The organism is Denitrificimonas caeni (assembly GCF_905120345.1).
Lineage (GTDB): Bacteria > Pseudomonadota > Gammaproteobacteria > Pseudomonadales > Pseudomonadaceae > Denitrificimonas > Denitrificimonas caeni_A.
The window spans coordinates 16,473-39,136 of sequence record NZ_CAJHOA010000005.1 but is presented as its reverse complement, the minus strand read 5'-3'; the positions used below and the strand labels follow the sequence as shown (position 1 = coordinate 39,136).

At 46.1% G+C, this 22,664-nt stretch carries 22 protein-coding genes and 1 pseudogene; 6 read left to right on the top strand and 17 right to left on the bottom strand.

Annotated features, from left to right (window positions below; all coding sequences use genetic code 11):
• Nucleotides 1-45: 45 nt before the first annotated feature.
• On the bottom strand, nucleotides 46-1,257 hold the full coding sequence (gene chrA / locus JYJ62_RS10295) for a chromate efflux transporter (RefSeq protein ID WP_205342139.1): 1,212 nt from the start codon (nucleotides 1,255-1,257) through the stop codon (nucleotides 46-48).
• A 427-nt stretch (nucleotides 1,258-1,684) separates the two neighbouring features.
• On the opposite strand from chrA, the gene nhaD reads away from it, so the two are divergent.
• Together nhaD and JYJ62_RS10285 are read left to right on the top strand one after the other, a co-directional pair.
• A complete protein-coding gene (nhaD, locus tag JYJ62_RS10290) occupies nucleotides 1,685-3,133 on the top strand; it encodes a sodium:proton antiporter NhaD (RefSeq protein ID WP_205342138.1) in 1,449 nt (482 codons plus the stop codon).
• Nucleotides 3,134-3,452: 319 nt separating this feature from the next.
• Nucleotides 3,453-3,923 carry an FKBP-type peptidyl-prolyl cis-trans isomerase gene (locus JYJ62_RS10285; protein ID WP_205342136.1) on the top strand — a complete coding sequence of 157 codons (471 nt, stop codon included), beginning with the start codon at nucleotides 3,453-3,455 and terminating at the stop codon, nucleotides 3,921-3,923.
• A gap of 96 nt (nucleotides 3,924-4,019) precedes the next feature.
• Here JYJ62_RS10285 and JYJ62_RS10280 read toward each other — a convergent pair whose 3' ends face one another.
• From JYJ62_RS10280 to JYJ62_RS10255, 6 genes are all read right to left on the bottom strand, one after another.
• Nucleotides 4,020-4,703 carry a hypothetical protein gene (locus JYJ62_RS10280; RefSeq protein WP_205342135.1) on the bottom strand — a complete coding sequence of 228 codons (684 nt, stop codon included), beginning with the start codon at nucleotides 4,701-4,703 and terminating at the stop codon, nucleotides 4,020-4,022.
• A gap of 102 nt (nucleotides 4,704-4,805) precedes the next feature.
• Nucleotides 4,806-5,045 (bottom strand): sulfurtransferase-like selenium metabolism protein YedF, encoded by a 240-nt coding sequence (gene yedF, locus JYJ62_RS10275; RefSeq protein WP_205342134.1) that lies wholly within the window; start codon nucleotides 5,043-5,045, stop codon nucleotides 4,806-4,808.
• Nucleotide 5,046: 1 nt separating this feature from the next.
• Nucleotides 5,047-6,243, bottom strand: a complete 1,197-nt coding sequence (yedE, locus tag JYJ62_RS10270; protein ID WP_205342133.1) for a selenium metabolism membrane protein YedE/FdhT — start codon at nucleotides 6,241-6,243, stop codon at nucleotides 5,047-5,049.
• Nucleotides 6,244-6,369: 126 nt separating this feature from the next.
• Nucleotides 6,370-6,540 carry a hypothetical protein gene (locus JYJ62_RS10265; RefSeq protein ID WP_205342132.1) on the bottom strand — a complete coding sequence of 57 codons (171 nt, stop codon included), beginning with the start codon at nucleotides 6,538-6,540 and terminating at the stop codon, nucleotides 6,370-6,372.
• A 49-nt stretch (nucleotides 6,541-6,589) separates the two neighbouring features.
• On the bottom strand, nucleotides 6,590-7,156 hold the full coding sequence (gene tehB / locus JYJ62_RS10260; RefSeq protein WP_205342131.1) for a tellurite resistance methyltransferase TehB: 567 nt from the start codon (nucleotides 7,154-7,156) through the stop codon (nucleotides 6,590-6,592).
• A 265-nt stretch (nucleotides 7,157-7,421) separates the two neighbouring features.
• Nucleotides 7,422-9,203: a DEAD/DEAH box helicase gene (locus tag JYJ62_RS10255; RefSeq protein ID WP_232365772.1), complete on the bottom strand. Its 1,782-nt coding sequence runs from the start codon at nucleotides 9,201-9,203 to the stop codon at nucleotides 7,422-7,424.
• A 146-nt stretch (nucleotides 9,204-9,349) separates the two neighbouring features.
• Between JYJ62_RS10255 and JYJ62_RS10250 the strand changes: the two genes are divergently transcribed.
• From JYJ62_RS10250 to JYJ62_RS10240, 3 genes are all read left to right on the top strand, one after another.
• Nucleotides 9,350-9,883: a CIA30 family protein gene (locus tag JYJ62_RS10250; protein ID WP_205342129.1), complete on the top strand. Its 534-nt coding sequence runs from the start codon at nucleotides 9,350-9,352 to the stop codon at nucleotides 9,881-9,883.
• Nucleotides 9,884-10,158: 275 nt separating this feature from the next.
• Nucleotides 10,159-11,142, top strand: coding sequence for a DUF1852 domain-containing protein (locus JYJ62_RS10245; protein ID WP_205342128.1), 984 nt, complete (start codon nucleotides 10,159-10,161; stop codon nucleotides 11,140-11,142).
• A 103-nt stretch (nucleotides 11,143-11,245) separates the two neighbouring features.
• Nucleotides 11,246-12,274: a methionine synthase gene (locus tag JYJ62_RS10240; protein ID WP_205342127.1), complete on the top strand. Its 1,029-nt coding sequence runs from the start codon at nucleotides 11,246-11,248 to the stop codon at nucleotides 12,272-12,274.
• Between the two features lie 201 nt (nucleotides 12,275-12,475).
• Here JYJ62_RS10240 and JYJ62_RS10235 read toward each other — a convergent pair whose 3' ends face one another.
• The 9 genes and pseudogenes from JYJ62_RS10235 to JYJ62_RS10195 form a co-directional block, all read right to left on the bottom strand.
• Entirely contained in the window at nucleotides 12,476-13,867 is a 1,392-nt protein-coding gene (locus tag JYJ62_RS10235) for a diguanylate cyclase domain-containing protein (RefSeq protein ID WP_205342126.1), read from the bottom strand.
• Nucleotides 13,868-14,053: 186 nt separating this feature from the next.
• Nucleotides 14,054-14,344: a hypothetical protein gene (locus JYJ62_RS10230; protein WP_205342125.1), complete on the bottom strand. Its 291-nt coding sequence runs from the start codon at nucleotides 14,342-14,344 to the stop codon at nucleotides 14,054-14,056.
• A gap of 100 nt (nucleotides 14,345-14,444) precedes the next feature.
• Nucleotides 14,445-14,732, bottom strand: coding sequence for an ATP-binding protein (locus JYJ62_RS15975; RefSeq protein ID WP_420042840.1), 288 nt, complete (start codon nucleotides 14,730-14,732; stop codon nucleotides 14,445-14,447).
• Between the two features lie 144 nt (nucleotides 14,733-14,876).
• The gene (locus JYJ62_RS10220; RefSeq protein WP_205342124.1) at nucleotides 14,877-15,665 is read right to left on the bottom strand and encodes a DUF2071 domain-containing protein; all 789 of its coding nucleotides are present in this window, start codon (nucleotides 15,663-15,665) and stop codon (nucleotides 14,877-14,879) included.
• Nucleotides 15,644-15,880: pseudogene (locus JYJ62_RS10215) on the bottom strand (type II toxin-antitoxin system prevent-host-death family antitoxin); the annotation flags it as partial. The pseudogene JYJ62_RS10215 and the gene JYJ62_RS10220, both read right to left, overlap by 22 nt.
• A 492-nt stretch (nucleotides 15,881-16,372) precedes the next feature.
• Nucleotides 16,373-16,678 carry a transposase zinc-binding domain-containing protein gene (locus JYJ62_RS10210; protein WP_205342123.1) on the bottom strand — a complete coding sequence of 102 codons (306 nt, stop codon included), beginning with the start codon at nucleotides 16,676-16,678 and terminating at the stop codon, nucleotides 16,373-16,375.
• Between the two features lie 194 nt (nucleotides 16,679-16,872).
• A complete protein-coding gene (locus tag JYJ62_RS10205) occupies nucleotides 16,873-18,177 on the bottom strand; it encodes a TRAP transporter large permease (RefSeq protein ID WP_205342122.1) in 1,305 nt (434 codons plus the stop codon).
• Nucleotides 18,174-18,659 (bottom strand): TRAP transporter small permease, encoded by a 486-nt coding sequence (locus JYJ62_RS10200; RefSeq protein WP_205342121.1) that lies wholly within the window; start codon nucleotides 18,657-18,659, stop codon nucleotides 18,174-18,176. Before JYJ62_RS10200 ends, JYJ62_RS10205 begins: the two co-directional genes overlap by 4 nt.
• A 76-nt stretch (nucleotides 18,660-18,735) precedes the next feature.
• Nucleotides 18,736-19,740, bottom strand: a complete 1,005-nt coding sequence (locus JYJ62_RS10195; RefSeq protein ID WP_205342120.1) for a DctP family TRAP transporter solute-binding subunit — start codon at nucleotides 19,738-19,740, stop codon at nucleotides 18,736-18,738.
• Nucleotides 19,741-20,251: 511 nt separating this feature from the next.
• On the opposite strand from JYJ62_RS10195, the gene dctP reads away from it, so the two are divergent.
• Nucleotides 20,252-21,268: a TRAP transporter substrate-binding protein DctP gene (gene dctP / locus JYJ62_RS10190; protein WP_205342119.1), complete on the top strand. Its 1,017-nt coding sequence runs from the start codon at nucleotides 20,252-20,254 to the stop codon at nucleotides 21,266-21,268.
• A gap of 111 nt (nucleotides 21,269-21,379) precedes the next feature.
• On the opposite strand, the gene JYJ62_RS10185 is transcribed toward dctP, so the two are convergent.
• On the bottom strand, nucleotides 21,380-22,663 hold the full coding sequence (locus tag JYJ62_RS10185; protein ID WP_205342118.1) for a TRAP transporter large permease: 1,284 nt from the start codon (nucleotides 22,661-22,663) through the stop codon (nucleotides 21,380-21,382).
• Nucleotide 22,664 lies beyond the last annotated feature (1 nt).

The following is a 22,664-nucleotide window of genomic DNA, read 5'->3' as shown; positions in this document are numbered from 1 at the left end:
GTACTCCTTACTAAAATGTAGCTGTCAATCGCCAATGGCTTACATCTACAGCAAAACGGGTAAAACACTGGCGACAACACACCATAGCATTACCACTAGCGGAGAAACACGCCATACCACTAGCATCCCAAAAGCAACAAGCGCAATGACCCAGTCAGTCAGACTCGATATGCCTGCGGTGAAGATAGGGTCATACAGAGCAGCACCTAGCACACCGACCACGGCGGCATTAACGCCAGCAATGGCGTTGCTCGCTGCAGAGCTGTGAGAGAGCACTTGCCAAAATGGGAGAACACCAGCGATCAGTAGCAAACCAGGAAGAAACATAAAACATAAGGCCGTTGCTGCTGTGACATAAGAGTTGTCAGCAGGTGAAATGACGGAGCCAAGATAGGCGGAGAATGCAAACATGGGGCCAGGAATAGCTTGTGATGCACCGTAACCGGCTAAAAAGTCATTGGACGAAACCCAGCCTGAAGCAACAACTGAATCCTGAAGCAATGGCAGAACGACATGACCGCCACCAAAAACCAAGGCGCCGGCTCGATAGAATGCTTCAGCGACAGACAGCAATCCAGATTCTGAAGTGGCCAACATAGGCAGTGCGATCAACAACCCAACGAATAGCGCAATAAGAACACTTCCAGTACGCGTCCCAAAGGGGACTAGCAATTGGCTTGTTTGATTGGATGTCATTTTGCCGCGAAGAAGAAACGCGCCGACGATTGCAGCCAACGCCACCACGGCCAACTGAGCCATAGCAGTCCCGAGGATGAGCAAAGCAATAGTCGCTAACACAGCAATGATTTTTCTCGGTGTATCGGGACAAAGCTTTTTGAACATTCCCAGAACCGCATCGGCAACTACGGCACAAGCCACTAGCTTTAGCCCTTGTATGCTGGCCTGCCCGACGGGACCCGATAGAAGCGGTAACGCTGCCGCAAACCCGACCAGAAAAATAGCCGAAGGCAGCGTAAAAGCTAAAAAAGCCACAAGCCCGCCGAGCCAACCCGCACGCAGCAAACCAATACTAAATCCTAGCTGACTACTGGCAGGGCCAGGCAAAAACTGGCAGATCGCTAAGAGGTGTCCAAACTGACTATCGTTGAGCCAACAGCGCCGCTCGACAAACTCAGTTCTAAGGTAACCCAGATGTGCAATAGGTCCGCCGAATGAAGTGAATCCCAGCTTCAAAAAAGCCAAAAAAACGTCTAGCACTCTTGCAGATCTTGCGGGGTCTTGCTGACGTTCAAGCATACAACAACGGTCCTCTTTTAACGGCTAGCATTGCGTTAAGCGCTGCCCTGAAAAACATTCAAGCAGTGACCGAAAGCGATTTTAAGGGAGGTGTTAACGGTACCTTTATACGGACTATAGATACGCATCGTCCATATAAAGGCTAGTACATAATTTTATCTCGACCTGATCGACAATAACGGTCAACTCTTGTCAGAACTAAAAGCACCTATTTCTATGACGTTTGATAAGGGCTAACCCCTCACAACCCTGCGCTGTAAGGCCTCTCAGCGAAAGTCAGCGTCGAGATGCAGGAGTTTCTCTTACTAAAAATTCAAACTTCTTGACGATCCTCAAGCGTAAAGTCTTACATTTTGTTACCATTTAAAACAATCCGTAGCGCTTGCCTTGCAGCTACCTCCATTTGGCCAATCTTGAGAAGACATTTATGTTACGAAGTTTGTTTATATTTGTTGCTGCAGCATTTTTATCGATGCCAGCTTTAGCCAGTGTATCTGCTGAGCCAGTCAACCACTTAAATGCTACATCGACCCTTGCCGGTTATTTGGCTGTCTTTATTTTTGCTATTGCTTACCTAATTGTTGTGCTTGAGGAAAAGCTACAGCTGCGTAAGTCTAAGCCCGTTTTAGTAGGTGCCGGTCTTATTTGGCTTCTGGTTGGAATTGTTAGCACAGACCATGCGGCAACAAGTGCAGCCTTTAGCAAAAACTTCCTTGATTTTAGTGAGCTGATGCTCTTTTTGCTAGTGGCGATGACGTACATCAGCGCGATGGAAGAGCGTCGTGTTTTTGAAGGTTTACGTGCGTGGATGGTGCAAAAAGGTTTTGGTTATAAAACCCTCTTTTGGCTGACCGGTATTCTGGCCTTCTTTATCTCTCCTGTAGCAGATAACTTAACCACAGCTTTGTTGATGTGTGCTGTGGTACTTAAGGTTGCCGAAGGTCAAAAACGCTTTATTGCCATGTGCTGTATTAATATTGTTGTTGCCGCGAACGCCGGTGGCGCATTCAGCCCATTTGGTGATATCACCACACTAATGGTATGGCAAGCAGGCAAGGTTCAGTTCTTAGAGTTCTTTGATCTGTTCTTACCTGCAGTGGTTAACTTTGCGTTACCCGCAATAATAATGACGTTCTTTATCCCTAAAGGAAAACCTGACAGCATCACTGAAAAAGTCGAACTTAAGCGTGGCGCTCGTCGCATTATGGCGTTGTTCTTGCTGACGATTGTGACTGCTGTGTGTGGTCACCAGTTCTTAGGCTTACCACCTGTGTTTGGCATGATGGTTGGTTTGGGTTACTTGCAGTTCTTCGGTTACTTCCTCCGCATGAGCTTGCCATCGTCTTTGGCCAAGAAGCGTACAGTTGCCGAGGAAAAACACGACCAGCGCCAACTGAGCTACTTAGGTAGTGTGATTCCTTTTGATGTTTTCAAAAACGTCGCCCGTGCTGAGTGGGACACCTTGTTATTCTTCTATGGCGTGGTCATGTGTGTCGGTGGTTTGGGTTACCTGGGCTACTTGCAATTAGTCTCTGTTGTCCTGTTTGACGGCCTAGGCGCATCGTGGGCAGCATTTGGTATTGGTCTTATTTCTGCCGTGGTAGATAACATTCCAGTCATGTTTGCCGTACTAGAAATGAACCCCGAAATTAGCCATGGTCATTGGTTGCTAGTGACCCTAGCAGCGGGTGTCGGTGGTAGCTTGCTGTCTGTGGGCTCTGCCGCCGGTGTTGCGCTGATGGGTGCTGCACGTGGTCACTACACCTTTATGAGCCACTTACGCTGGACCCCTGTTATTTTGCTGGGTTATATTGCCAGTATGTTGGTGCATCTATGGTTAGGTCATGCTTTGGGTGTGTTTGATGTCTACAATTAATAGCTAAGGCTAAGAAAAGTAGTCAGTGACACTTTGACATGAAAACGTACAATGGTGTGGATACCCCCTCAAGGGTTGCTCCACACCATTTGCTGATCAGTACAAATACTGTAAAAGATCTAAAATAAAAGATATCTTCTTCTCACCCATCCCTTAAGTTGAGCGGCGACCTGTAACAAAAGTCCGTTGTAATCAACTGTTGTGCGCTGCTCACCCGATAGACGAACAACCAATCAATTAACAGAGATGGCCTGTAAGCCAGTCTTCCCTCAAAATCGCATGTAAAAATACAAACGTCCCAACATTAATAGGATAACTAATGAAATTTGTTCTTTTGGCTTTAATCGTTGCATTTGTAGTCTTTTACTTCATGAGAAATTCAGATGCTAAAAAGATAGCACCAGAAAATATCGCGATAGGGAGTGATTTTTTAGCAAATAACAAAGCTAACGAAGGCGTCTTCGAAACCGCTTCAGGTCTGCAATATCAAATACTGAAAAAAGGCGAAGGGACTACTCACCCAAGTGCCAGCTCAACAGTAAAAGTGCATTATCATGGCTCGCTATTAGACGGCACTGTATTTGATAGCTCAGTAGAACGTAACGAACCCATCAGTTTCCCTTTAAATCGAGTGATTGCAGGATGGACTGAAGGTGTGCAATTAATGGTAGTGGGTGACACATTTAAATTTTTTATCCCGTCCAACCTAGCCTACGGCAATAGCGCAACTGGAAAAATAAAACCGGGATCTTTGCTGATTTTTGACGTAGAACTCTTAGAAATCCAATAATTAAAATCGCTCAACAGGTATCAGGCTCCACGCTAAAAAGCGCTACTCGAGTCAATCTCGACAGCGCTTAAGCGTTGATCAGAACGGCGCTTCAAACTAGCGCCAAGGCTTTTTCGCCAGAAAAATAGTATGCCGACTGCCTTTACCAGGCCGAGCTCTCACGGTTTGTACGGTGACGTTAAACCCAGCTTTTTTCAGTTGAATAACAAACATCGAATCTGGACCTGCAGACCATACGGCCAACATACCTTCAGGGCGCAGACTGTTATATAAAGCCTCTAAACCTGTAGTGGAATACAGCCAGTTATTATTGCTATGGGTAATGCCTTCCGGACCATTATCGACATCCAGTAAAATAGCATCAAAATCAGGCTGTTCTTGTTTGATTAACTCAACGATATCACCCAAGCGCACATGGCTGCGCTGATCTGCCAACGGCCGGCCTGCACATTCACCTAACGGCCCCTGATTCCACTCCACAACTTCTGGGATCAGTTCTGCCACAGTAACCCGTGAGCTGGCCGTCACACACTCCAGTGCTGCCGCCAAGGTGTAGCCCATACCTAAGCCGCCGACTAAAACTTGCGCGTTCTCGGTGTTTTTAAGATGCGCACAACCCAGTTTAGATAACTCCTGCTCGGAGTTAAAAACTCGGCTATTCATCAACTCTCCACGCACACCGGACAGCCGGATAGAGAACTCATCTTCACGCTGGAATAAAGTCAACTCACCACCGTTGTTGGGAATAATTGCTCTAGCGAGTTTAGTTAAAGGCTTCATGTGATCTCGTACTGGTTATATGATTTTTGATTTAGGGGATGTCCAATGCGCTCGCTTGAGCCCGCTGGAAAAGTAGCTGCTTAGTGCTGACACCTACTTTGATTACGCGTAAATATAAAAAAGATACTCCTGGCCATTTTTGATAGGTTCTTGAGCAAAGGTATAGCCATGCGCGAGCGCTTCTTCGGGAACATTGCGAAAAGAGCCAGGACAATCCGTGATGACTTGCAAAAGCTCGCCTTTATTCATGCCTTCCAATGCTTCTAGTGTGTAGATCACTGGATAGGGACAAGATTCTCCCCGCAGATCAAGGGTGAAATCAGCTTCTTTAGTGGTTTGCATGTTATTTCACTGCTCTTTTTAATTCGAAATGATGATGATAATTTTTTTCCCGAGCGACCGTTAAGGCATACAGTATCCCAAGCATGGCCAGTGTACTGAGAATGGCAGCGACTGGACCCATAGTATCCACCAAGTTTATTTTTGCCCCCCCACTGACCAAGGTATTATAAATACCTAGATGATCCCAGGCATAAGCCAGCAAGGTTGCACCAATAATATTGCCGGCAAAGACCGGTAAGAAAAGCACCTGCCCTTCCATAAGTCGATACATCATGCCAGTTTCACACCCCGAAGCCATGACAATACCCAAGCCAAACAACACACCGCCCACCAGCGTGCTGAGCGCAGCAATTTGAGTAATCGGCGTTAAGCCATAGATTGCAATAATAATGAAGGTTAATACCGAACTAGCGGCCATCCCGACAATAATTGCTTTCGCCATCAGACTGCGACCAACGAGAAACAGATCACGGAAGGCGGCCGTAAAACAGATTTGCCCACGCTCAATGAGGATGCCAAAAGCCAGACCAAACAGAGCACCTAAACCGAGCGCTTTTTGCCCCGTAACAAAAAAGTACAGAATCAAGCCAAGGTAAGCAATGGCAATAGCAGCGCCTACATACGGCTGGATAATCCGCGTTTTGACCTTAGACGGTTGTGCAGCACCGCGCACTAAAGAAGGACGACCCTTCCACCAAGGCATTTTCGTCAGCTTCGCTCCGAAAAAGGTGCCAATTCCAGTCGCGACAATGAAAATCCATGAATGCAAAGAAAACTGTGGCACCCCGGTAAAGAACGCAGCCAAGTTACAACCCAATGCTAAACGCGCACCAAATCCGGCAATGATGCCGCCAACCAATCCTTGCAGATAACGGCGTTTGTGTTGTGGAAGTCTGATCTTAAAACTATTACTCAAGAGCACCATCATCAGCGCACCGATAAACATCCCCCAGACAATCCAGCCATCAGGACGGCTCCACGTTGTGCCGTGCAGACCGACCATAGCGTAATATTGCCAAGCAGAAGCATCGACGCCCAGCAGCAGTAAAATATCACCGCCGAGCCGAGTAAACTCACCGGTTACCGCCCAAACCGTTGACGTCAAACCGAAGTACAAAGCACTGAGCACGCCAGCAATGAGCAGTACGACATAAGGATTCCAATGGCGCTGAAAAACAGTGTGAATCATTTTTTTCATGTCTTGTTGCTCTTGATTTTAAATCGTGTCGCAGCCAGAGTATTAAAATCTCCAGGTGTCTGCCGTTGTTAGCTGCAATTATACTTATTGGGATAAGCCGTCTGCGCCAAAATAATGTTGAGCCCGTTAGTCTTTTTTATCAATCGTGACCTCAAGAGCTTTGCTATCACCGGCAAACCACTTCTGCACATACAAAGTACCTACGATAGGCGCTGTTCCTGCTTCAGGAACCTCCTTATAGCGAACACTATTTTTGGTTTCTTTCTCATACTCAAACACCACTACTGTCTTTGTCATCAAATAATCTCTATCACTAACGTCGAAAACTTGGGCTCAATTCATTTAACTAGTCAGGTTTACGCGCCAACAGGGTGGCAAACTGCATCTGCGCGCCATTGTGCATCGTACCGACATCTTCATTGTACTTAACAAACTCCCAGCCCGCGTAAGCGTCACGTAACTGCCCTGCTTTAAGAGTAAAAGGGAAACGGACTGGACATGGGTTCTCTGCAGTACTCATCGCGCAAACAATCAGGTTATAACCGCCGGGCAACGTATGCTCTTGCATATCGGCAATCACCGCATCAATTCGCGCAGGATCGAGAAACATTAAGGTTACGGTGCAGGCAATAAAGCCATAGTCTGCAGTAAGCTTAGCGTTATTGATGTTGTAGACCTGCGCCTTAATGTTAGCAATGCCTTCCTCGCCAATGATTTGCTGCAGCATATCAATCGCACCGGGGTTGCTGTCTACGGCGGTGACGTCAAAGCCACGTTGGCTTAGGTACAACGCATTACGTCCATTGGAACAGCCCATATCTAAGGCGGTGCATGGCTCAATAATTTTGCACGCGTCCACGACTTCACTATGCGTAGGTGTTAAGCCGTAACGGCTATTTAGGTCAACTGTCATGGTCTTCACTTATTTTTTGAAAAGATGACCTTTATGTTACTACTTCTTAGCCACAGGTAAATGATAATAGCCAGTTCGCTGCAATGCGTGATGAGTCATTTCTCTACTTGCGGCTAAGTTTTGCAAGCCCGTGCCCAACGGCTAAAAAAGTCTAAGCGTTTAGCGTTAACAAGGAAAAACCACCACGTCATCGCCCTCTTGCCATGACTGAAACGTGCTCATAGCTTGCAGAAAGAAGGGATGCTCCACAGCGTTGGAGCCAGCTTTACCTGTCATTCGCCTTACGATAGTGACCTTGGTAATCAAAAATCCGCTCCTGTACCCGCCAATAGTGCTTGTGTTTGCGAGCAATAACGAAATCTGGGGCTGGCAGTAAGCTTTGCACAGCCACCACCTCTTCTAGCGTGCTGAACTCTTGCGGCGCTTGGCTATTGGCTAAGCGTCGGCCAAACAACTTATTGAAAACATTACGCTGCGCCGGCTTGTTGAAATCAAAGGATTCACTCAGCTCTTCGCCATCCTCAGCGTGATAGGTGACTTTCAGTTTGCTCGCGTGATTGCTGTCATTAGCATTTAGAGTGATCCCCGCGCAACGAATCACCATGGCATCTTTCAACTTGAGCGCATCGCGCAGTTGATCATCCGGATCAATAATGGCTTTTTTACAGTGTTGGCAATTACGCGCGGCGATATCATTTTCGCTGCCGCAGTGCGGGCACTCCTTGAAGCGAAAGCGGTAATCGCACTGTTCAGGGCGTTGGTACTGCGCAGCTGTCTCATTCTCCTCAGCAGACTCCAGCAAGCCATGACAACGGCGGCCGTAATGCTCAGTCACCTGCCCTTCACCGTCTGTTTTGCCCCAAAATATATTGGCAAAACCACAACCTGGGCACAACACCTGCACCGGTTCACTATCAGAGTTAGGTTTCTTCTCCCCGACTTCGGGGTGATACAAATTGACATTATTGCCAGTGTAATCAATCACCAAGCAATCTTTCTTGCCTTCATCCAGACGCAAGCCACGGCCGACAATCTGCTGGTACAAACTGACCGACTGAGTCGGGCGTAAAATGGCGATAAAGTCCACATGCGGCGCATCAAAGCCGGTGGTGAGTACCGAGACATTCACTAGATATTTTAATTGCCGCTGCTTAAAGCGCTGAATCAGCTCATCGCGTTCACGCTGATCGGTCGCACCGGTAATCAAAGCGGTCTGCTCGTGCGGCAAATAGCCAGTAATCTCCTTGGCGTGATCCACGGTGGCAGCAAAGATCATCACTGCTGTGCGCTCAAGCGCTAACTCCATCACCTGTTCAATAATGGCGCGAGTCACCCTTTGATGTTTACCGAGCAGCTCATTCACATCTTTTTCTGCGTACTCGCCAAAGCGGTTCTGCGCCAGCGCGGAGAAATCGTATTGCGCCACCGCGGCATCAACCAACTCAGGCTTGGTCAGATAACCGCGGCTGATCATATAAATCAACGGCAGCTCATAAATACAGTGGACAAAAGGCTTATCCTCTTCGCTGCGGACAAAGCCCCGATAGTGATAGCGATAAATCCAGCCCATGCCTAAACGATAGGGCGTGGCAGTCAGCCCCAGCACTTTCAGGCCTTTATTCTGCTGCCGCAGTTGCTCAATAATCCGCTGATACTGACTGTCCTCCTCGCCACTGACCCGATGACACTCATCGATGATGATTAAGGAATATTCATCTTTGAACTGCTGAAGATTCGCCGCCGCCGACTGCACACTAGCAAAGGTGACCTGATGGCGGTTTTCCTTACGGCTTAACCCAGCAGAGAAAATGCCGCCGACTACGCCATAACTCTCGTATTTGGCGTGATTCTGCTCAACCAACTCTTTTACGTGAGTCAACACCAGAATTTTACGTCGAGCCAGACGGGCCAATTCAGCAATCACCAAACTTTTGCCAGCGCCGGTGGGCAAGACAATCACCGCCGACTGATCGGATTTACGAAAGTGTTTTAAAGTGGCATCCACGGCTTCCTGCTGGTAAGGCCGCAGTGTAAAAGGTGCATTCATTGGGCAGTGCTTAATATCATGAGGATGAAAAACAGTCATACTAACAAATACCCTGACCTGCTAGCCTGTTAATCAATCTGTTCCGGCTGTTGAGGTGATTTGAAGGGTCGGAATTTCTGCCTTTTTTCCAAGAGAGCTTGCAGCTTATGCATGAAAATATCAAAATCCAAGGCCCCGCCGTCGCAGAGGAGCAACTGATTGATCTGTATCGATCCGCTCCAGATCAGCCTTCACCTTGGACTATAATCAGCGACCAAGTGATGGGTGGCGTGTCCAGCGCAGAACTGCACCAAGAACAGCGCGATAGCTCAAACTGCAGTTGTTTAGTCGGCCGCACCCGCCTGGATAACAACGGCGGCTTTGTGCAGATGAAACTTGATATTGAGCCGAGCGAGTTGCGTGCTGACTACAAAGGCTTATTTATTGAGCTGTACGGCAGCATGCACGACTATAATCTGCATGTGAAAACGACTCAACTGAACCGACCTTGGCAATCCTTTCGCTGCACCTTGTCGGTGGAGCCGCAATGGACTCGGTTTATAGTGCCCTACGAACAACTGCAGGCGCACCGTACCGATGCTGAGCTGCAGCCTGCCGATATCAAAAGCGTTGCCGTAATTGCCATCGGTCAAGCGTTTGATGTTGATGTCTGCGTGCGGCGCTTCGGCTTTTATCGCTAAAAATGCAAGGCTGTTGACGCAAGAAAATGCTGGATAACAGCCCGTCATGACTTATTCTCATGTACCGATTGAAATAAGATCATTTTTGTTCATGTCACTATCCACGTATAAATGTATCCATTCTTAGCTCTAGGCCACTAGAGACATCACAGTTAATTATTAAGGCGTACAAACCTGAACAGGTGCTGCAGACTGCTGGCAAGGAGAGCTAGCGGAGTCCAGCAACAGCACGCTTACATTCAGGTTTTATCGCAGGAATTGGATACCAGAACATCATGAGTAACGACTTTACATTTGCTATCAACAGCATTGATTTCGATGAAAATTATCATCCATCAGACAATACGCGAGCGACGACCAACTTTGCTAATTTGGCTAGAGGCGAGAGCCGTCAACAAAACTTGCGCAATACTTTAAAGATGATTAACAATCGCTTCAATGCCTTAGCGCACTGGGATAACCCCAAAGCCGATCGTTATTCCGTTGAGCTGGAAATTGTTTCTGTTGAGATGGAGATTGATAACCAAGGCAATGAAAGTCGTTTTCCTGCCATTGAAGTACTCAAAACACATATTGTTGATCACCTCACCAACAAACGCATAGAAGGCGTGGTCGGCAATAACTTTTCCTCTTATGTGCGAGATTATGATTTTAGCGTACGGCTGCTAGATCATAATAAAGGGCAACCTCAATTTAGTGTCCCCGATGATTTTGGCGATCTGCATGGCAATATTTTCAAAAGCTTTGTCAATTCAGAGACATACCAACAACACTTCACTAAACCACCAGTGATTTGCCTCAGCGTTTCAGATAATAAGATCTATCATCAAACGGGGAATCAGCATCCGGTATTAGGTCTTGAATACCAGCCCAATGAATCATCGTTAACTGAGCAGTATTTCAAAAAAATGGGCTTAGCGGTTCGCTACTTTATGCCGCCTAATAGCGCAGCACCTCTGGCTTTTCACTTCTTTGGTGATTTACTGCATGATTACACTGATCTTGAGTTGATCAGCACGATTAGTACCATGGAGTCTTTTCAAAAGATTTACCGCCCTGAAATTTATAATGCCAACGCGGCGGCAGGAAAATGCTACCAACCCAGTTTAAACAACCAAGATCACTCGTTAACGCAAATTGTCTATGACCGCGAAGAACGTAACCAGCTCGCGATTGCGCAAGGGAAATTTACTGAAGAACACTTCATCAAACCCTATCAAGCCATACTTGAGCGATGGTCTGCTAAATACGCTGCCTGAATTTGAGCTTTATAACTTACAAGAATTGAAGGAGGCACTGAATAATGCTGCCGAGGCAGTCAGGGTGGTAATTATTCAGCGCTTCCTTAATACGGAATCTACTATGAGCATTTTACTACCCACATCCACCGCAGGCAGCTTGCCTAAACCATCTTGGCTGGCAGAGCCTGAGACCATCTGGTCAGCTTGGCGATTAGAAGGCGAGCAATTAATTGAAGGTAAGCAGGATGCGTTACGAGTGTGGTTGCACGAGCAACAACAAGCAGGCATTGATATTGTCAGTGATGGCGAGCAAACCCGCCAACATTTTGTAACGACCTTTATTGAGCACCTTGATGGTGTCGATTTTTCAAAGCGTCAAACGGTTAAAATTCGTGACCGTTACGATGCCAGCGTGCCGACCGTGGTCGGTGCCGTGAGTCGAAAAAAGTCAGTGTTTGTTGAAGATGCCAAATTTTTACGTCAGCACACCAATCAGCCGATTAAATGGGCCCTGCCCGGTCCAATGACCATGATCGATACGCTGTATGACGCCCACTATAAAAGCCGTGAACAATTAGCGTGGGAATTCGCCGCCATCCTCAATCAAGAAGCCCTAGAGCTAGAAGCGGCAGGTGTGGATATTATCCAGTTTGATGAGCCGTCATTTAATGTGTTTTTTGATGAGGTGAATGACTGGGGCATTGCCGCGCTAGAAAGAGCCGTCGAAGGTCTGAAGTGTGAAACGGCCGTGCACATTTGCTATGGCTATGGCATTAAAGCCAATACCGATTGGAAAAAGACCTTGGGTTCCGAGTGGCGCCAGTATGAAGAAGTCTTTCCTAGGCTGCAAAAGTCTAATCTGGATATTATCTCGTTAGAGTGCCAAAACTCGCATGTCCCCATCGATCTACTTGAACTGATACGCGGCAAAAAAGTGATGCTCGGTGCCATTGATGTAGCCACCAATCGCATTGAAACGCCAGAAGAAGTCGCCGATACGCTACGCAAAGCACTGCAATTTGTGGATGCCGACAAACTCTATCCTTCAACCAACTGCGGTATGGCGCCTTTATCGCGTGCTGTGGCCCGAGGCAAGCTCAATGCCTTAAGCGCTGGTGCCGAAATAATCCGCCGCGAACTCACAACTTAAACTTTGGTTTTCTGTAAGCCGCTACTGAGTTAGCGGCTTTTTTATGTGGCACGAGCACCCGCTAAGCGCGCGTTAAGTAAGCCTGCGCTAACTCCACCTTGAGCATGACCGCGTAGCCGCCAAGATATTTAAATATATACAACAGCACAGATCATCAAGCTTATGCAGCATCATAGTGCTTAAAATACGCACTATTAAAAATTAATCATTTAGCCTTTCTTCATCATATTTTTCATAAGTACTTTTAAGCTTAATTTTATTTTTATTTTTATATTCATACATTTTCTTGTCTGCAATTTTATACAGCTCATTATAGCTCGTCGCTTCACTTGGATAATTTGCACAGCCAATCGAAACAGTTACGTTCAAAGAGTACCCATCAACAATAATTGGCTTTGAAATCACTCGACTCATTCTTTTTATAATCTCGTCTAACAATTCATCGTTTTTTAAATTATCTAAAATAACAATATACTCATCACCGCCAAATCTTGATATAGAATCTCCGAGCCTTAGCGTTTGACCAATTCTAGAAGCTATTTTAATCAGTACGCAATCTCCAACATAGTGGCCCAAGTTATCGTTAATCGACTTAAAATCATTTACATCTATTAATAAAAAATAAAATGGATTACTTTCATTATTTAATTTCCTATTTACAATTTTCTTAATAGCCTTTTTATTTAAAGTTCCTGTCAATGTGTCTAGCTTCAAGTCATCGAGCTTCTCTAAATAGTTCTTAACAGTTAAGTATAAAAGTAAAAATATTATAAAAAATATAAAATAAAAAAACGCATTAAAGTATTTAAAGAAACCTTGTTCATCTTTCCAGCCATCCTTAGGATAAATAGCCAGCTCCCAAGTCACCTCTGGAAGTTTAATTTTCTTTATTATTGATTTTTTGTCAAAAATATCAACAACACCAAAAAGATTTTCTTTAACATTTTCATTGTTTGATCTCAATGAAAAAAGATAGTTAACATCATTTAGACTGGTCTGATACTTTTCAAGTATCTTATCAAAATCGATAGCCACCACAGCCAATCCCCAAAACTGCTCCACATTATTTTTTTCAATAAAAATAGCTTTTCTGTTAAAGAGTAAAAAACCGCCTTGCTTAGCAAGAACTGGACCTTGTAAAACAACCACTCTTTTATCTATAGCTTTTTGCGTTAATTCAACTCGAGCTGGATCACCGAGCAAATCATGCCCAATTGCAGCTTCATTTCCAGCCAGCGGATAAACAGTTTGAATAACTGCATTTGGAGCAAACTGAACACTCTTAATATTTTTGTTATATTTTAATGCTAAAGAAGAGTACAACTCCAAAATCTCAGGTTTTATATCAGGGTTATACGAAATAATAATTGAAAAGAAATCCGTGTACACAATTGAGCTTTGAATCTCTCTCTCTAAATCATTAGCAATATCTGTTAATTTACTCAAAGCATTAAAACGCTCTAAATTACTACTAGACGTTATCTCTTCTTTTTGAAAAACAACAAAAAAGTAAAATATCAACAAAGAAAAAATCATAGCTATGATTATTGAAAAAATATCTTTTTTAAATTTTTTATTTTTAATATTTATCATAAACACCCTTTCACAACTTAAAGTTCAAAAAAAACTTATAAACTTATTAAAAATAATTCAAAAAACAACACTATTTAAACTCTAATGACCCCAATGCATTGTCACCAGAACCAACATAAAAAATATTTACCGATGCTCACTCAAGCTCAACGATAACAAATTGAAGACGCTTTAGCTTGTATAAAATCACCCGCTAAAACCGCTAAAGAGAGAGGCATAGCGAGCAAAAGTAAAGTCTCGGCATGCGGGGGAAAAACACATGTATTGGCAGCAGAAACGCCATTTGATATAGATGCGCTCATGGCCGTTGGCGGTTTGAAATACAGTAGCTGAATCGAGCCAATCACTGTCGATATCACTGAGCGCACTGAGTGGGCAAATCCCCAAGATAACGATGCAATCCAGATAGCCTAATGAACTCGCATCATCACCTAAAACCAAGTGACGCACTGCACTGCGAATGCCATCGGCACCCACCACTAAATCTGCGTTGGTCGTTTTTATCTGACCATCGACAACAAAGCTTAGCTTGACCCCCTCGATGTTTCCTTAAGATCAACCAACTGATGCCCCCACTTTAGCGCCTCATGCTTAATGTTTGCTCATCAGCAAAAGCCGTGGACCACTGTGAGAACTGCAAGTTACTGGTCACAATAATACTGCCTTGCGCATAACGCTTGCGGGGTACTCCGCTAGCAAACTTAAAATCATAGTCTTCAAAGTGCTTAATAGCTGGCATGCCTGATGTTTTTAATAGCATGTCTTGGCTGCGCTGCATGCGTCCATCCAGTTCAATATTGAGTACGCACTCAAAAAATCGCTGGTGACGTACATGAATATCCACTAATAACTCCTGAGTTAGCATCAGAAACACACCGCCGTATCCACTTAGAATTTGACGATTATTTTGCTTCAGGTGGGTCAGTTTTGCATTACCGTTAGCAATACGTTTCGTTTGCTCCGGCGTAAACGACGTAAAGCACACATAATTGACGGACGGGCTAAACTCTCACCCAACAACAGTTGGCGGCAAGTAAATAGTGAATTCATTTATTGGCTCGATTAAGACACTGTAAGGTGATTGTTGCTCTGCTTCTTTGACGATACCGAGATCAGATAAAAGCTTGAAATTTGCTGAGCGCAATTTAGCAGGCTTAACCTGCAACTCGTTGTGCCATACCCGATACGTACCGAGCTTATTGTCTCTTCGATAATAAAACCCAGCGAGAGGATGGGTAAGATAGACCAGAGCTGACTCAATATCAGGGAAGCCTGGAAAATCAAATGCGTCAGACTCTGATTGAACCAATTCAACCGAAGCTTCAGCCCAAGCAGATGAGGTTTCCATGCGGTACTTTTCGTATAAGCCAGTTGTTTCATTTAAGCTGCAATCGAACGTGATCTTTCCTGCGTGCCAAGGCATATTCCATACATATCGCGGTACCGCTAATGTCCAAGAATCAAGGGTTGTACCAAGAAACCATACACAGCGCTCACCCCTTTCAGGATCGACAATGTAAATCCGATAGTCTGTTTGCCCCATGGTAAATTTGGGGAATGGAAAGACAGCTGAAGTAAAATCGACATTAATAAGTGGAACGACTGATATCAATCCCATTTCTTGACCCTTTACTTCAACGCTATCCAACTGAAAGCGCTCGGGGAACAACCCTTTAAACCTATCAACAGGAACAGCGTAAGTAATAATTGCGAAATGCTTTAAACCACAAAGAACATCTATACCTTGCGGTTTAGGCCTTTCTATCAAGTAGTCTTTTAGCTTTCGTGATTTCTGCACAGTCCTGCCTTGAAATTTAGCGCTTCTGTCAACGGTGAGCAGAGCCAACACGCTACGGCCTTAACGAACCGAAGTTCCTCAGCAGTTCTCTCGAATTCCTCAAGCCATTGAACAACAGCTACGCCACGACCACGGCTCGTAAGCAGGATTGGGCGACGTGTATCCTGAGTTCGATTAACCACCTTTCCCTGGTTAATCTTTAGATCTGAAAGAGGGACGACATCTTCTGAAAACTTTACTTACATGACACATACTCCAAAGCCGAACAGGTGTCATTAATAGCACCATTTAACAGATGCCGTAAAGAAAACATAAAACTTAGATAACCGTCCTTGCCTCGCCCAAAAAAATCACTCGAAACCTTAGGACGTATTGTAAAAACCACCCACAAGGGGCGGTTCATCGACTTGTTGTACAGAGTTGCTGACACAAGTGCTCAGCGTTTCTTTATTAATGGAAATTCCTTTTGACCGACGTGGCCACCAGCGACGACTTAACTGCGCTGGCCCACCACAGGTCTTGCAATAAACTACCATCGATAGCCAGTCAACACTAAGTGTGAGCTGTCGCCCTCACGTATGCAGTGCCATTAAAATATCTAGTGTGACACCACCATAGCGCTTCCGCCCTAGCAGTTTTTGTAATATTTCTTGGCTCGCTTTAAATAGAATCCCAGCAAATAGTGCTTCGTTATAACGCCACAGCGGTCAGTACTCATGTGGCAAGGTGAAAATCACATGAAAGTGCGGCACATTAAGCAGTCGCGCCTTTTGCTTCTCAATCCAATCAAGGCGTTGTTTATGGGCGCAGACATAACAGCTGCGATGGCGACACGAATGAAGTTGCTCTATCTCGGCATGATTTGATTTGCAGCGATAATAACTGGCAGCCAACACCGGTGTACGGCAATAAGTTAATGCACCAATCGCTTTGAGGTTTTTAAGCAGTTGCTTGGTATTCTTCAGTTGCTCAGAGTAACAAGCAAACAGATTTTGTATGGCGCGACTGGACATATCCTTTGTCCTCAGTTGTTATATACACAACTCTAATGTTAATACTCTGCTTGCGCTGCTTATTTAACAAACAAAAACGCGCAACCTCTTTCGAGACTGCGCGTTATATTTATCTTTTGGGATAGTTCAACACCCACTTCATCTTGAATCTCCCTAGCCTCTAAACTGTTTACTCCAGTAGACGGAGATTAGCTTTAGGTTGTGGAGTAACCCAAATACTCTGGCAGCCACAGCGCAATTTGCGGGAAGAACAAGACCAGCAATAGCGCACTAAACATGGTGACCATAAATAGCATCGCCCAACCAAAGGTTTCTTCCAGCCGTATATTGGCGACCTTGGTTGTGACCATCAGGTTAATCGCCACCGGTGGAGTGAACTGGCCGATGGCGATATTCATCGCCAGTAAAATACCAAACCAAACGGGGTTCCATCCAAAATGTTGGATTAATGGCACGAGGATCGGTGTCAAAATTAAATAGATGGAAATGGCATCCAACAACATACCCGCCAACAACACCAGTAGCATGACTAATAACAGTAAGACCAGTGAGCTGTCAGAGATGGAAAGGATGACATCAGCTAAGCGGGTAAAGGTGCCTAACGTCGTGCCAGCCCAAGCAAAAATACCGGCTAACGAAATAATAATTAACACGATGCCAGAGATTTTTACTGCATCATTAAACATCTCAAGTAAGCCAGACCAGTTCAGCTGTCGGTACACGAAAGTACCAATCAATAAACCATAGGTCACCGCAACAACTGCTGCTTCAGTCGGGGTAAATAGGCCAGAGCGTAAGCCACCTAAAATAATCACCGGCGCTAATAAAGCAGGAATAGCTTTAACAAAACTAGCTCGAATCGATGGCAGCTCTTCATCAGTGCTCTTCACCGTTTCCCAACCATTACGTTTGGCCAAGAAGTAAGCCGGCACTAGCAACGATGCACCGGCTAATAAACCTGGAAATAAACCTGCGGCAAATAAAGCACGTAAATCTAAACCTGGCATCATCACTGAGTACAAAATCAGCGCAATGGACGGTGGAATAAGAATCGCCGTAGACGAGGCTGCGGCAATTAAAGAGGCCGAGAACGGGCGCGGATAGCCCGCTTTAGTCATGCTGGGCAACATCACCATCGCCACTGCCGCAGCATCGGCAGGCCCTGAGCCACTCATACCACCCATAATCAAACAGACCAATACCGCAACCAGCGCTAAGCCGCCATGTCTGCGGCCAATCAAGGATTGGGCAAAATTAACCAGACTGGCCGCCACCCCTGCCCGTTCAAAAATAATCCCAGTCAAAATAAACAATGGAATCGCAATCAGCGGGTACTTGGCAATACTGTTATAGGTGTTGGTACCCAGTGTCGCCAGCATATCCGGTGACAGGCCGGTAACAATGCCTGCGGCGCCACCCAAACCTAAAGCAAAAGCTACCGGCATACCTAAAACTAAACAAGCTCCGAAAATCAGTAGCATCCAGATATCAGGGCTCATTGCTCTTCCCCTATCTGCGGATCGCCATGACGTAAACGATCAAAGAGGTTTTGTGTGCAGCGAATGATAATGGCGCTGGCTAATACAGGCAGCCAAATCAGATAAATCCAAGTGGGGTAGCCCAATCCCGGTGACAGTGACTCCCAAGAGTATTCTTCATAGGTGAGCAATGCGCCATACCAAACCACCAAGCCCAGTACCAACAATGTACCGAGCCACTGCAGAACATAAACAATACGACGCCCCGTTAAACCCAAATAGTTTTCTAACAGGGTGATACGAATATGTTCATTACTGCGTGCCGCAACTGCCGCACCGGAAAAAGCCAGTACCACCATTAAAAACACCGAAAATTCTTCAGTAAACGCAAAAGATGCATTAGTGGTATAGCGCACGACAACGTTAGCCAGGCTGATAATACTAATCGCAGCCAAAGCGATGATGCCCAGCCAAGATTCGAGGGAAATTCGTTTCTTTGACATAAATAATCGCAACCAGAGAGAGCAAAACCCAGCGCCGGCTAGAGGTACCGAGACTGGGTTTTAGAGTGAGTAGATATTAACGGTTTTTAATGGCGTCTTGCGCGCTATCAACCAGTTTTTTACCGATACGCGGCGTCCATTTCTCATAGACTTTTTGCGTCGCATCAACAAACGCCTGATGCTGCTCAGGTGTCAGCTCAGTCACTTCGACACCACGCTCACGGATCGCTTGCAGAGTGTCATCTAACTCAGAACGGGACTTTTCGATTTCCCAAGCACCGGCATCAATCGCCGCTTGCTTAAGCAGAGCCTGATCATCTGCAGAGAGCGTTGACCACACACGTTTGCTCACACCAAAAATCAACGGATCATTCATGTAGTGCCACAGTGTCAGATAGTTCTGGTTGGCACGATCAGCACGGGCCACATCAAACACCGCCAGCGGGTTTTCTTGGCCATCAACCGCACCGGTGGTGAGTGCTGGTAAGGCATCAGTCCAACTCATTTGAGTTGGGTTAGCGCCTAAAGCATTAAAGGTATCTAAAAATAACGGTGAACCTACCACGCGTACTTTTAAGCCTTTCAGGTCGGCTGGCTCGGTCAATACACCGCGAGAGTTGGAAATTTCACGAAAACCATTTTCACCCCAAGCCAAAGGCACAACGCCACGCTTTTCAATGGCATCAAATACCATTTTTCCTGTATCACCTTGGGTAATCGCATCGACAGCGGCGTTATCCGGCATTAAAAAAGGTAAGGAGAACAGATTGACTTCAGGCACTTGGGTCGACCAGTTAATAGTGGAGCCCACCGCCATATCAATTAAACCACTGCGCATCGCAGAAAACTCGCGAGTCTGATCGCCGGATACCAGCTGTGCATTCGGGTAAATTTTTAGAGTAATGCGACCTTCAGAACGCTCCTCTACCAGCTCAGCCCATTTAACAGCCGCTTGCCCCCACGGGAAAGCTTCGGATAAAACGGTTGAAACAGAAAACTCACGGGTTTCTTCAGCAAAAGTCGATGTAGCGCTAAAAGCTAAACAAGCAGCACTGAGTAGCAGCCATTTTTTGATTCGCATTATAGTCTCCAGCATGATTTTTAGCGCACGATATTAGCAGAATATGCCGCCAAGGCTTTAGTTCGTTGGTGTAAGTTTGCGCAAACTCTAGGGTCTGTAGAGCCTACCGCCACGCAATACCGTAAACCTACAGCTTTTCTTTGCCTTTCCAGCGTTGGCCAAACAGCTTGTAAAAGACCTTGCGCTGGGCCGGTTTGTTGATAGCAAAGCGCGCTGTGAAGTTGTTTAAACTTTGCTAAACAAACATTCTGCAAAAAGAATAATCATTGTAGTTTTCTTGCCATCAATACATATGTTTGCCATGGTTACGCTAATCGTAATGCTGTTTGGGCCGCTAGATCGCAACTTTACCGAGCCGGTTACAGCTGTTTAAAGTGCAGACATATCTAAGCAAAGGGAGATTCTGAAAAATATAAAGAGCAGCCAGCTTTAACGCTACATAGGCTGGGAAACGAATCAACACGTTCCATGCAATAAAAAATAAAAATCAGAGCATTCTGAAGGAGAAATTATGAAGTTCTATAAAAAGCTGTGCGTTGCTGCAGTCTTTGGTCTTGTCACAGCGACTGGCGCTGCAAGCGCAGAAACATGGCGATTTGGCCTCGAGGAAATTGAGGGCAGCGTCCAAGCAAAATATGCAGAAGCATTCAAGGAACTCATAGAAGAAAAAAGTAGCGGTGATATCACCGTGCAACTGCTGCCCTATGGTAAATGGGGTTCCAGCTACTCTGAGCTGTACGATGCCATCCAAGGCGGTGCTATCCAGATCGGTTTTGGCTCTGGTGCTTTGGGCGGAACCGTACCAGAGAGTCAGTTGCTCAGTCTGAACTTTGTCATGCCCAAAGATCAGCTGGAGACCGTTAAAGTGCTCAACTCTCCAGAGTTTATTGACAGCGAGCCATGGCAGCAATCGTTCCGTAAACGGGGACTGGTACCGCTGGCTGAGCTGGCCGAAGGCTATCAGGTGTGGACCTCGAACAAAGCCATCGAGACCCCTGCTGATATGAACAACCTAGCTATCCGGGTTATGGACAATAGCCTGTTGCGCTCCACCTACAAGGCCTATGGTGCATCCCCGATCACCATTGCCTATGGCGAGCTCTACAGCGCGCTGCAACAGGGCCAAGCTAAAGGAAATATTCAGCCCGTGTTTGCCCATGAAGAAATGGGTTTCTACGAGGTTCAGAAAAACATGATCTTCGCCGGCCAAGCGCAGTTTGTCGCCACTCTGATGGGCAACTTGGACTGGTATGAAGGGCTTTCAGGTAAAGAGCAAACTATGCTCAAGGATGTGACCAAACAGCTGGTGCAAACAGGTCACGATATCCAGAGCAAATTCAACGAAGAGCGTTTAGACACCATCAAGTCGAAGAGTGATATTAACATCATCGAACTCAACGATGAGCAGCAAGAAGCATTCCGCAAGTTAGCTGAGCCAGTACGCCAAGTCTTTATTGATGAGGTTGGTGAGCGTGGTAAACAATCACTGGATATCTTATTGCGCGAGTACGGCCTGTCCGACTCCTGATATCAAGCTGACAGCATAGGTACCACTCGGGCATCTGATGCTTAAACCTGAAGCCGACGGACCTGACTATAAGCAGTGCCGTCGGCTTTTTTGTGGCTATTTAGCAGGGCTTCACTGGCCGCCCAGCGACGGTAGAAACAGTGAGATCTGCGGAAACACAATCAGAATGACTGTCGCCAGCAGTAAGATAAAGATAAACGGTGGTGTGCCGCGAATAACATCCATATAAGGCCGGCGAAACACCGCAATTGCAGTGAAGATATCGCAACCAAAAGGCGGCGTTGCCGAGCCTATAGCCGCCTGCAAAGTAACAATGACACCCACGTGAATCGGATCCAGACCAGCAGACTGGATCAATGGTTTAAAAATGGGTACCAAAATAAGAATGACCACAATCGGGTCGACAAACATACAGCCAATAAAGAACGCTACGGCAATCAGCAACAGCGCGAGAATTTGACTGTCACCAACCCGCTCGATAACAGGACCAAGGAGTTGCTCTGGGATGCCTGCGGTACCCAGCGCCTGGGAAAACGCCGCACCGATGGCCACTAAAATAAAGACCACTGCGGTAATCATACCGGTCGACAGCGCCAAGCTGCCGAGATCGCGAATAGAGACTTTTCTGTAGATCACCACCTCTAACAGCAGTGCATAAGCGACGGCAACCGCAGAGGCTTCGACAGCACTGAAATAACCACCGTATATCCCGCCGACAACAATGATTGGGAAGCCCATCGGCAGAATGGCCTTGCGCAACGCCCTGAAACGTTCCGACCAGGACGCTTTCGGATCTAAGGGCATACCTTTGATGCGCGCCCATAAATAACAGTATGCAGAAAACATCAGCATAATCATCAATCCTGGCAAAATCCCCGCCAGAAATAGATCACCAATTGAAGCTTTCATGACCACGCCATAGATGATGAAGCCGATGCTCGGGGGAATCAGTAGCGCAACATCACTGGCATTGATAATTAACGCTAGCGCAAAGGAGTCTGGGTAACCTTTGGCCAGCAGACGCGGACGCATCGGTCCACCCATCGCTACTACAGTTGCCTGGGTTGAGCCTGAAACCGCACCGAATAGAGCACAAGAAATGGCTGTGGTGATCGGCAAGCCACCACGAATATGACGGGTAAAAGAGTCCACCAAGTCGAGTAGCCGATTAGCCGTATGGCCCTTAGTCAATATGTCGGCGGCAAAAATAAACATAGGTACCGCAGCAAGCACCCAGCTGCCCACCCCGTTTACCATCCAGCTTACGGCCTGATCTGGGCCAAAAAAGGTCATATCCGTGAACATCATAAAGAGTGTGCCGACGGCGAGGGGTACCATCATCGGAAACCCAAGCAAGAGCAGCACAACCATAATTACGCACAATAGGATTAGCATG

Coding starts and splice junctions, on each gene's coding strand:
- chrA (WP_205342139.1), bottom strand. CDS start 1,257: ATGCTTGAACGTCAGCAAGACCCCGCAAGATCTGCAAGAGTGCTAGAC.
- nhaD (WP_205342138.1), top strand. CDS start 1,685: ATGTTACGAAGTTTGTTTATATTTGTTGCTGCAGCATTTTTATCGATG.
- JYJ62_RS10285 (WP_205342136.1), top strand. CDS start 3,453: ATGAAATTTGTTCTTTTGGCTTTAATCGTTGCATTTGTAGTCTTTTAC.
- JYJ62_RS10280 (WP_205342135.1), bottom strand. CDS start 4,703: ATGAAGCCTTTAACTAAACTCGCTAGAGCAATTATTCCCAACAACGGT.
- yedF (WP_205342134.1), bottom strand. CDS start 5,045: ATGCAAACCACTAAAGAAGCTGATTTCACCCTTGATCTGCGGGGAGAA.
- yedE (WP_205342133.1), bottom strand. CDS start 6,243: ATGAAAAAAATGATTCACACTGTTTTTCAGCGCCATTGGAATCCTTAT.
- JYJ62_RS10265 (WP_205342132.1), bottom strand. CDS start 6,540: ATGACAAAGACAGTAGTGGTGTTTGAGTATGAGAAAGAAACCAAAAAT.
- tehB (WP_205342131.1), bottom strand. CDS start 7,156: ATGACAGTTGACCTAAATAGCCGTTACGGCTTAACACCTACGCATAGT.
- JYJ62_RS10255 (WP_232365772.1), bottom strand. CDS start 9,203: ATGAATGCACCTTTTACACTGCGGCCTTACCAGCAGGAAGCCGTGGAT.
- JYJ62_RS10250 (WP_205342129.1), top strand. CDS start 9,350: ATGCATGAAAATATCAAAATCCAAGGCCCCGCCGTCGCAGAGGAGCAA.
- JYJ62_RS10245 (WP_205342128.1), top strand. CDS start 10,159: ATGAGTAACGACTTTACATTTGCTATCAACAGCATTGATTTCGATGAA.
- JYJ62_RS10240 (WP_205342127.1), top strand. CDS start 11,246: ATGAGCATTTTACTACCCACATCCACCGCAGGCAGCTTGCCTAAACCA.
- JYJ62_RS10235 (WP_205342126.1), bottom strand. CDS start 13,867: ATGATAAATATTAAAAATAAAAAATTTAAAAAAGATATTTTTTCAATA.
- JYJ62_RS15975 (WP_420042840.1), bottom strand. CDS start 14,732: ATGCTAACTCAGGAGTTATTAGTGGATATTCATGTACGTCACCAGCGA.
- JYJ62_RS10210 (WP_205342123.1), bottom strand. CDS start 16,678: ATGTCCAGTCGCGCCATACAAAATCTGTTTGCTTGTTACTCTGAGCAA.
- JYJ62_RS10205 (WP_205342122.1), bottom strand. CDS start 18,177: ATGAGCCCTGATATCTGGATGCTACTGATTTTCGGAGCTTGTTTAGTT.
- JYJ62_RS10200 (WP_205342121.1), bottom strand. CDS start 18,659: ATGTCAAAGAAACGAATTTCCCTCGAATCTTGGCTGGGCATCATCGCT.
- JYJ62_RS10195 (WP_205342120.1), bottom strand. CDS start 19,740: ATGCGAATCAAAAAATGGCTGCTACTCAGTGCTGCTTGTTTAGCTTTT.
- dctP (WP_205342119.1), top strand. CDS start 20,252: ATGAAGTTCTATAAAAAGCTGTGCGTTGCTGCAGTCTTTGGTCTTGTC.
- JYJ62_RS10185 (WP_205342118.1), bottom strand. CDS start 22,663: ATGCTAATCCTATTGTGCGTAATTATGGTTGTGCTGCTCTTGCTTGGG.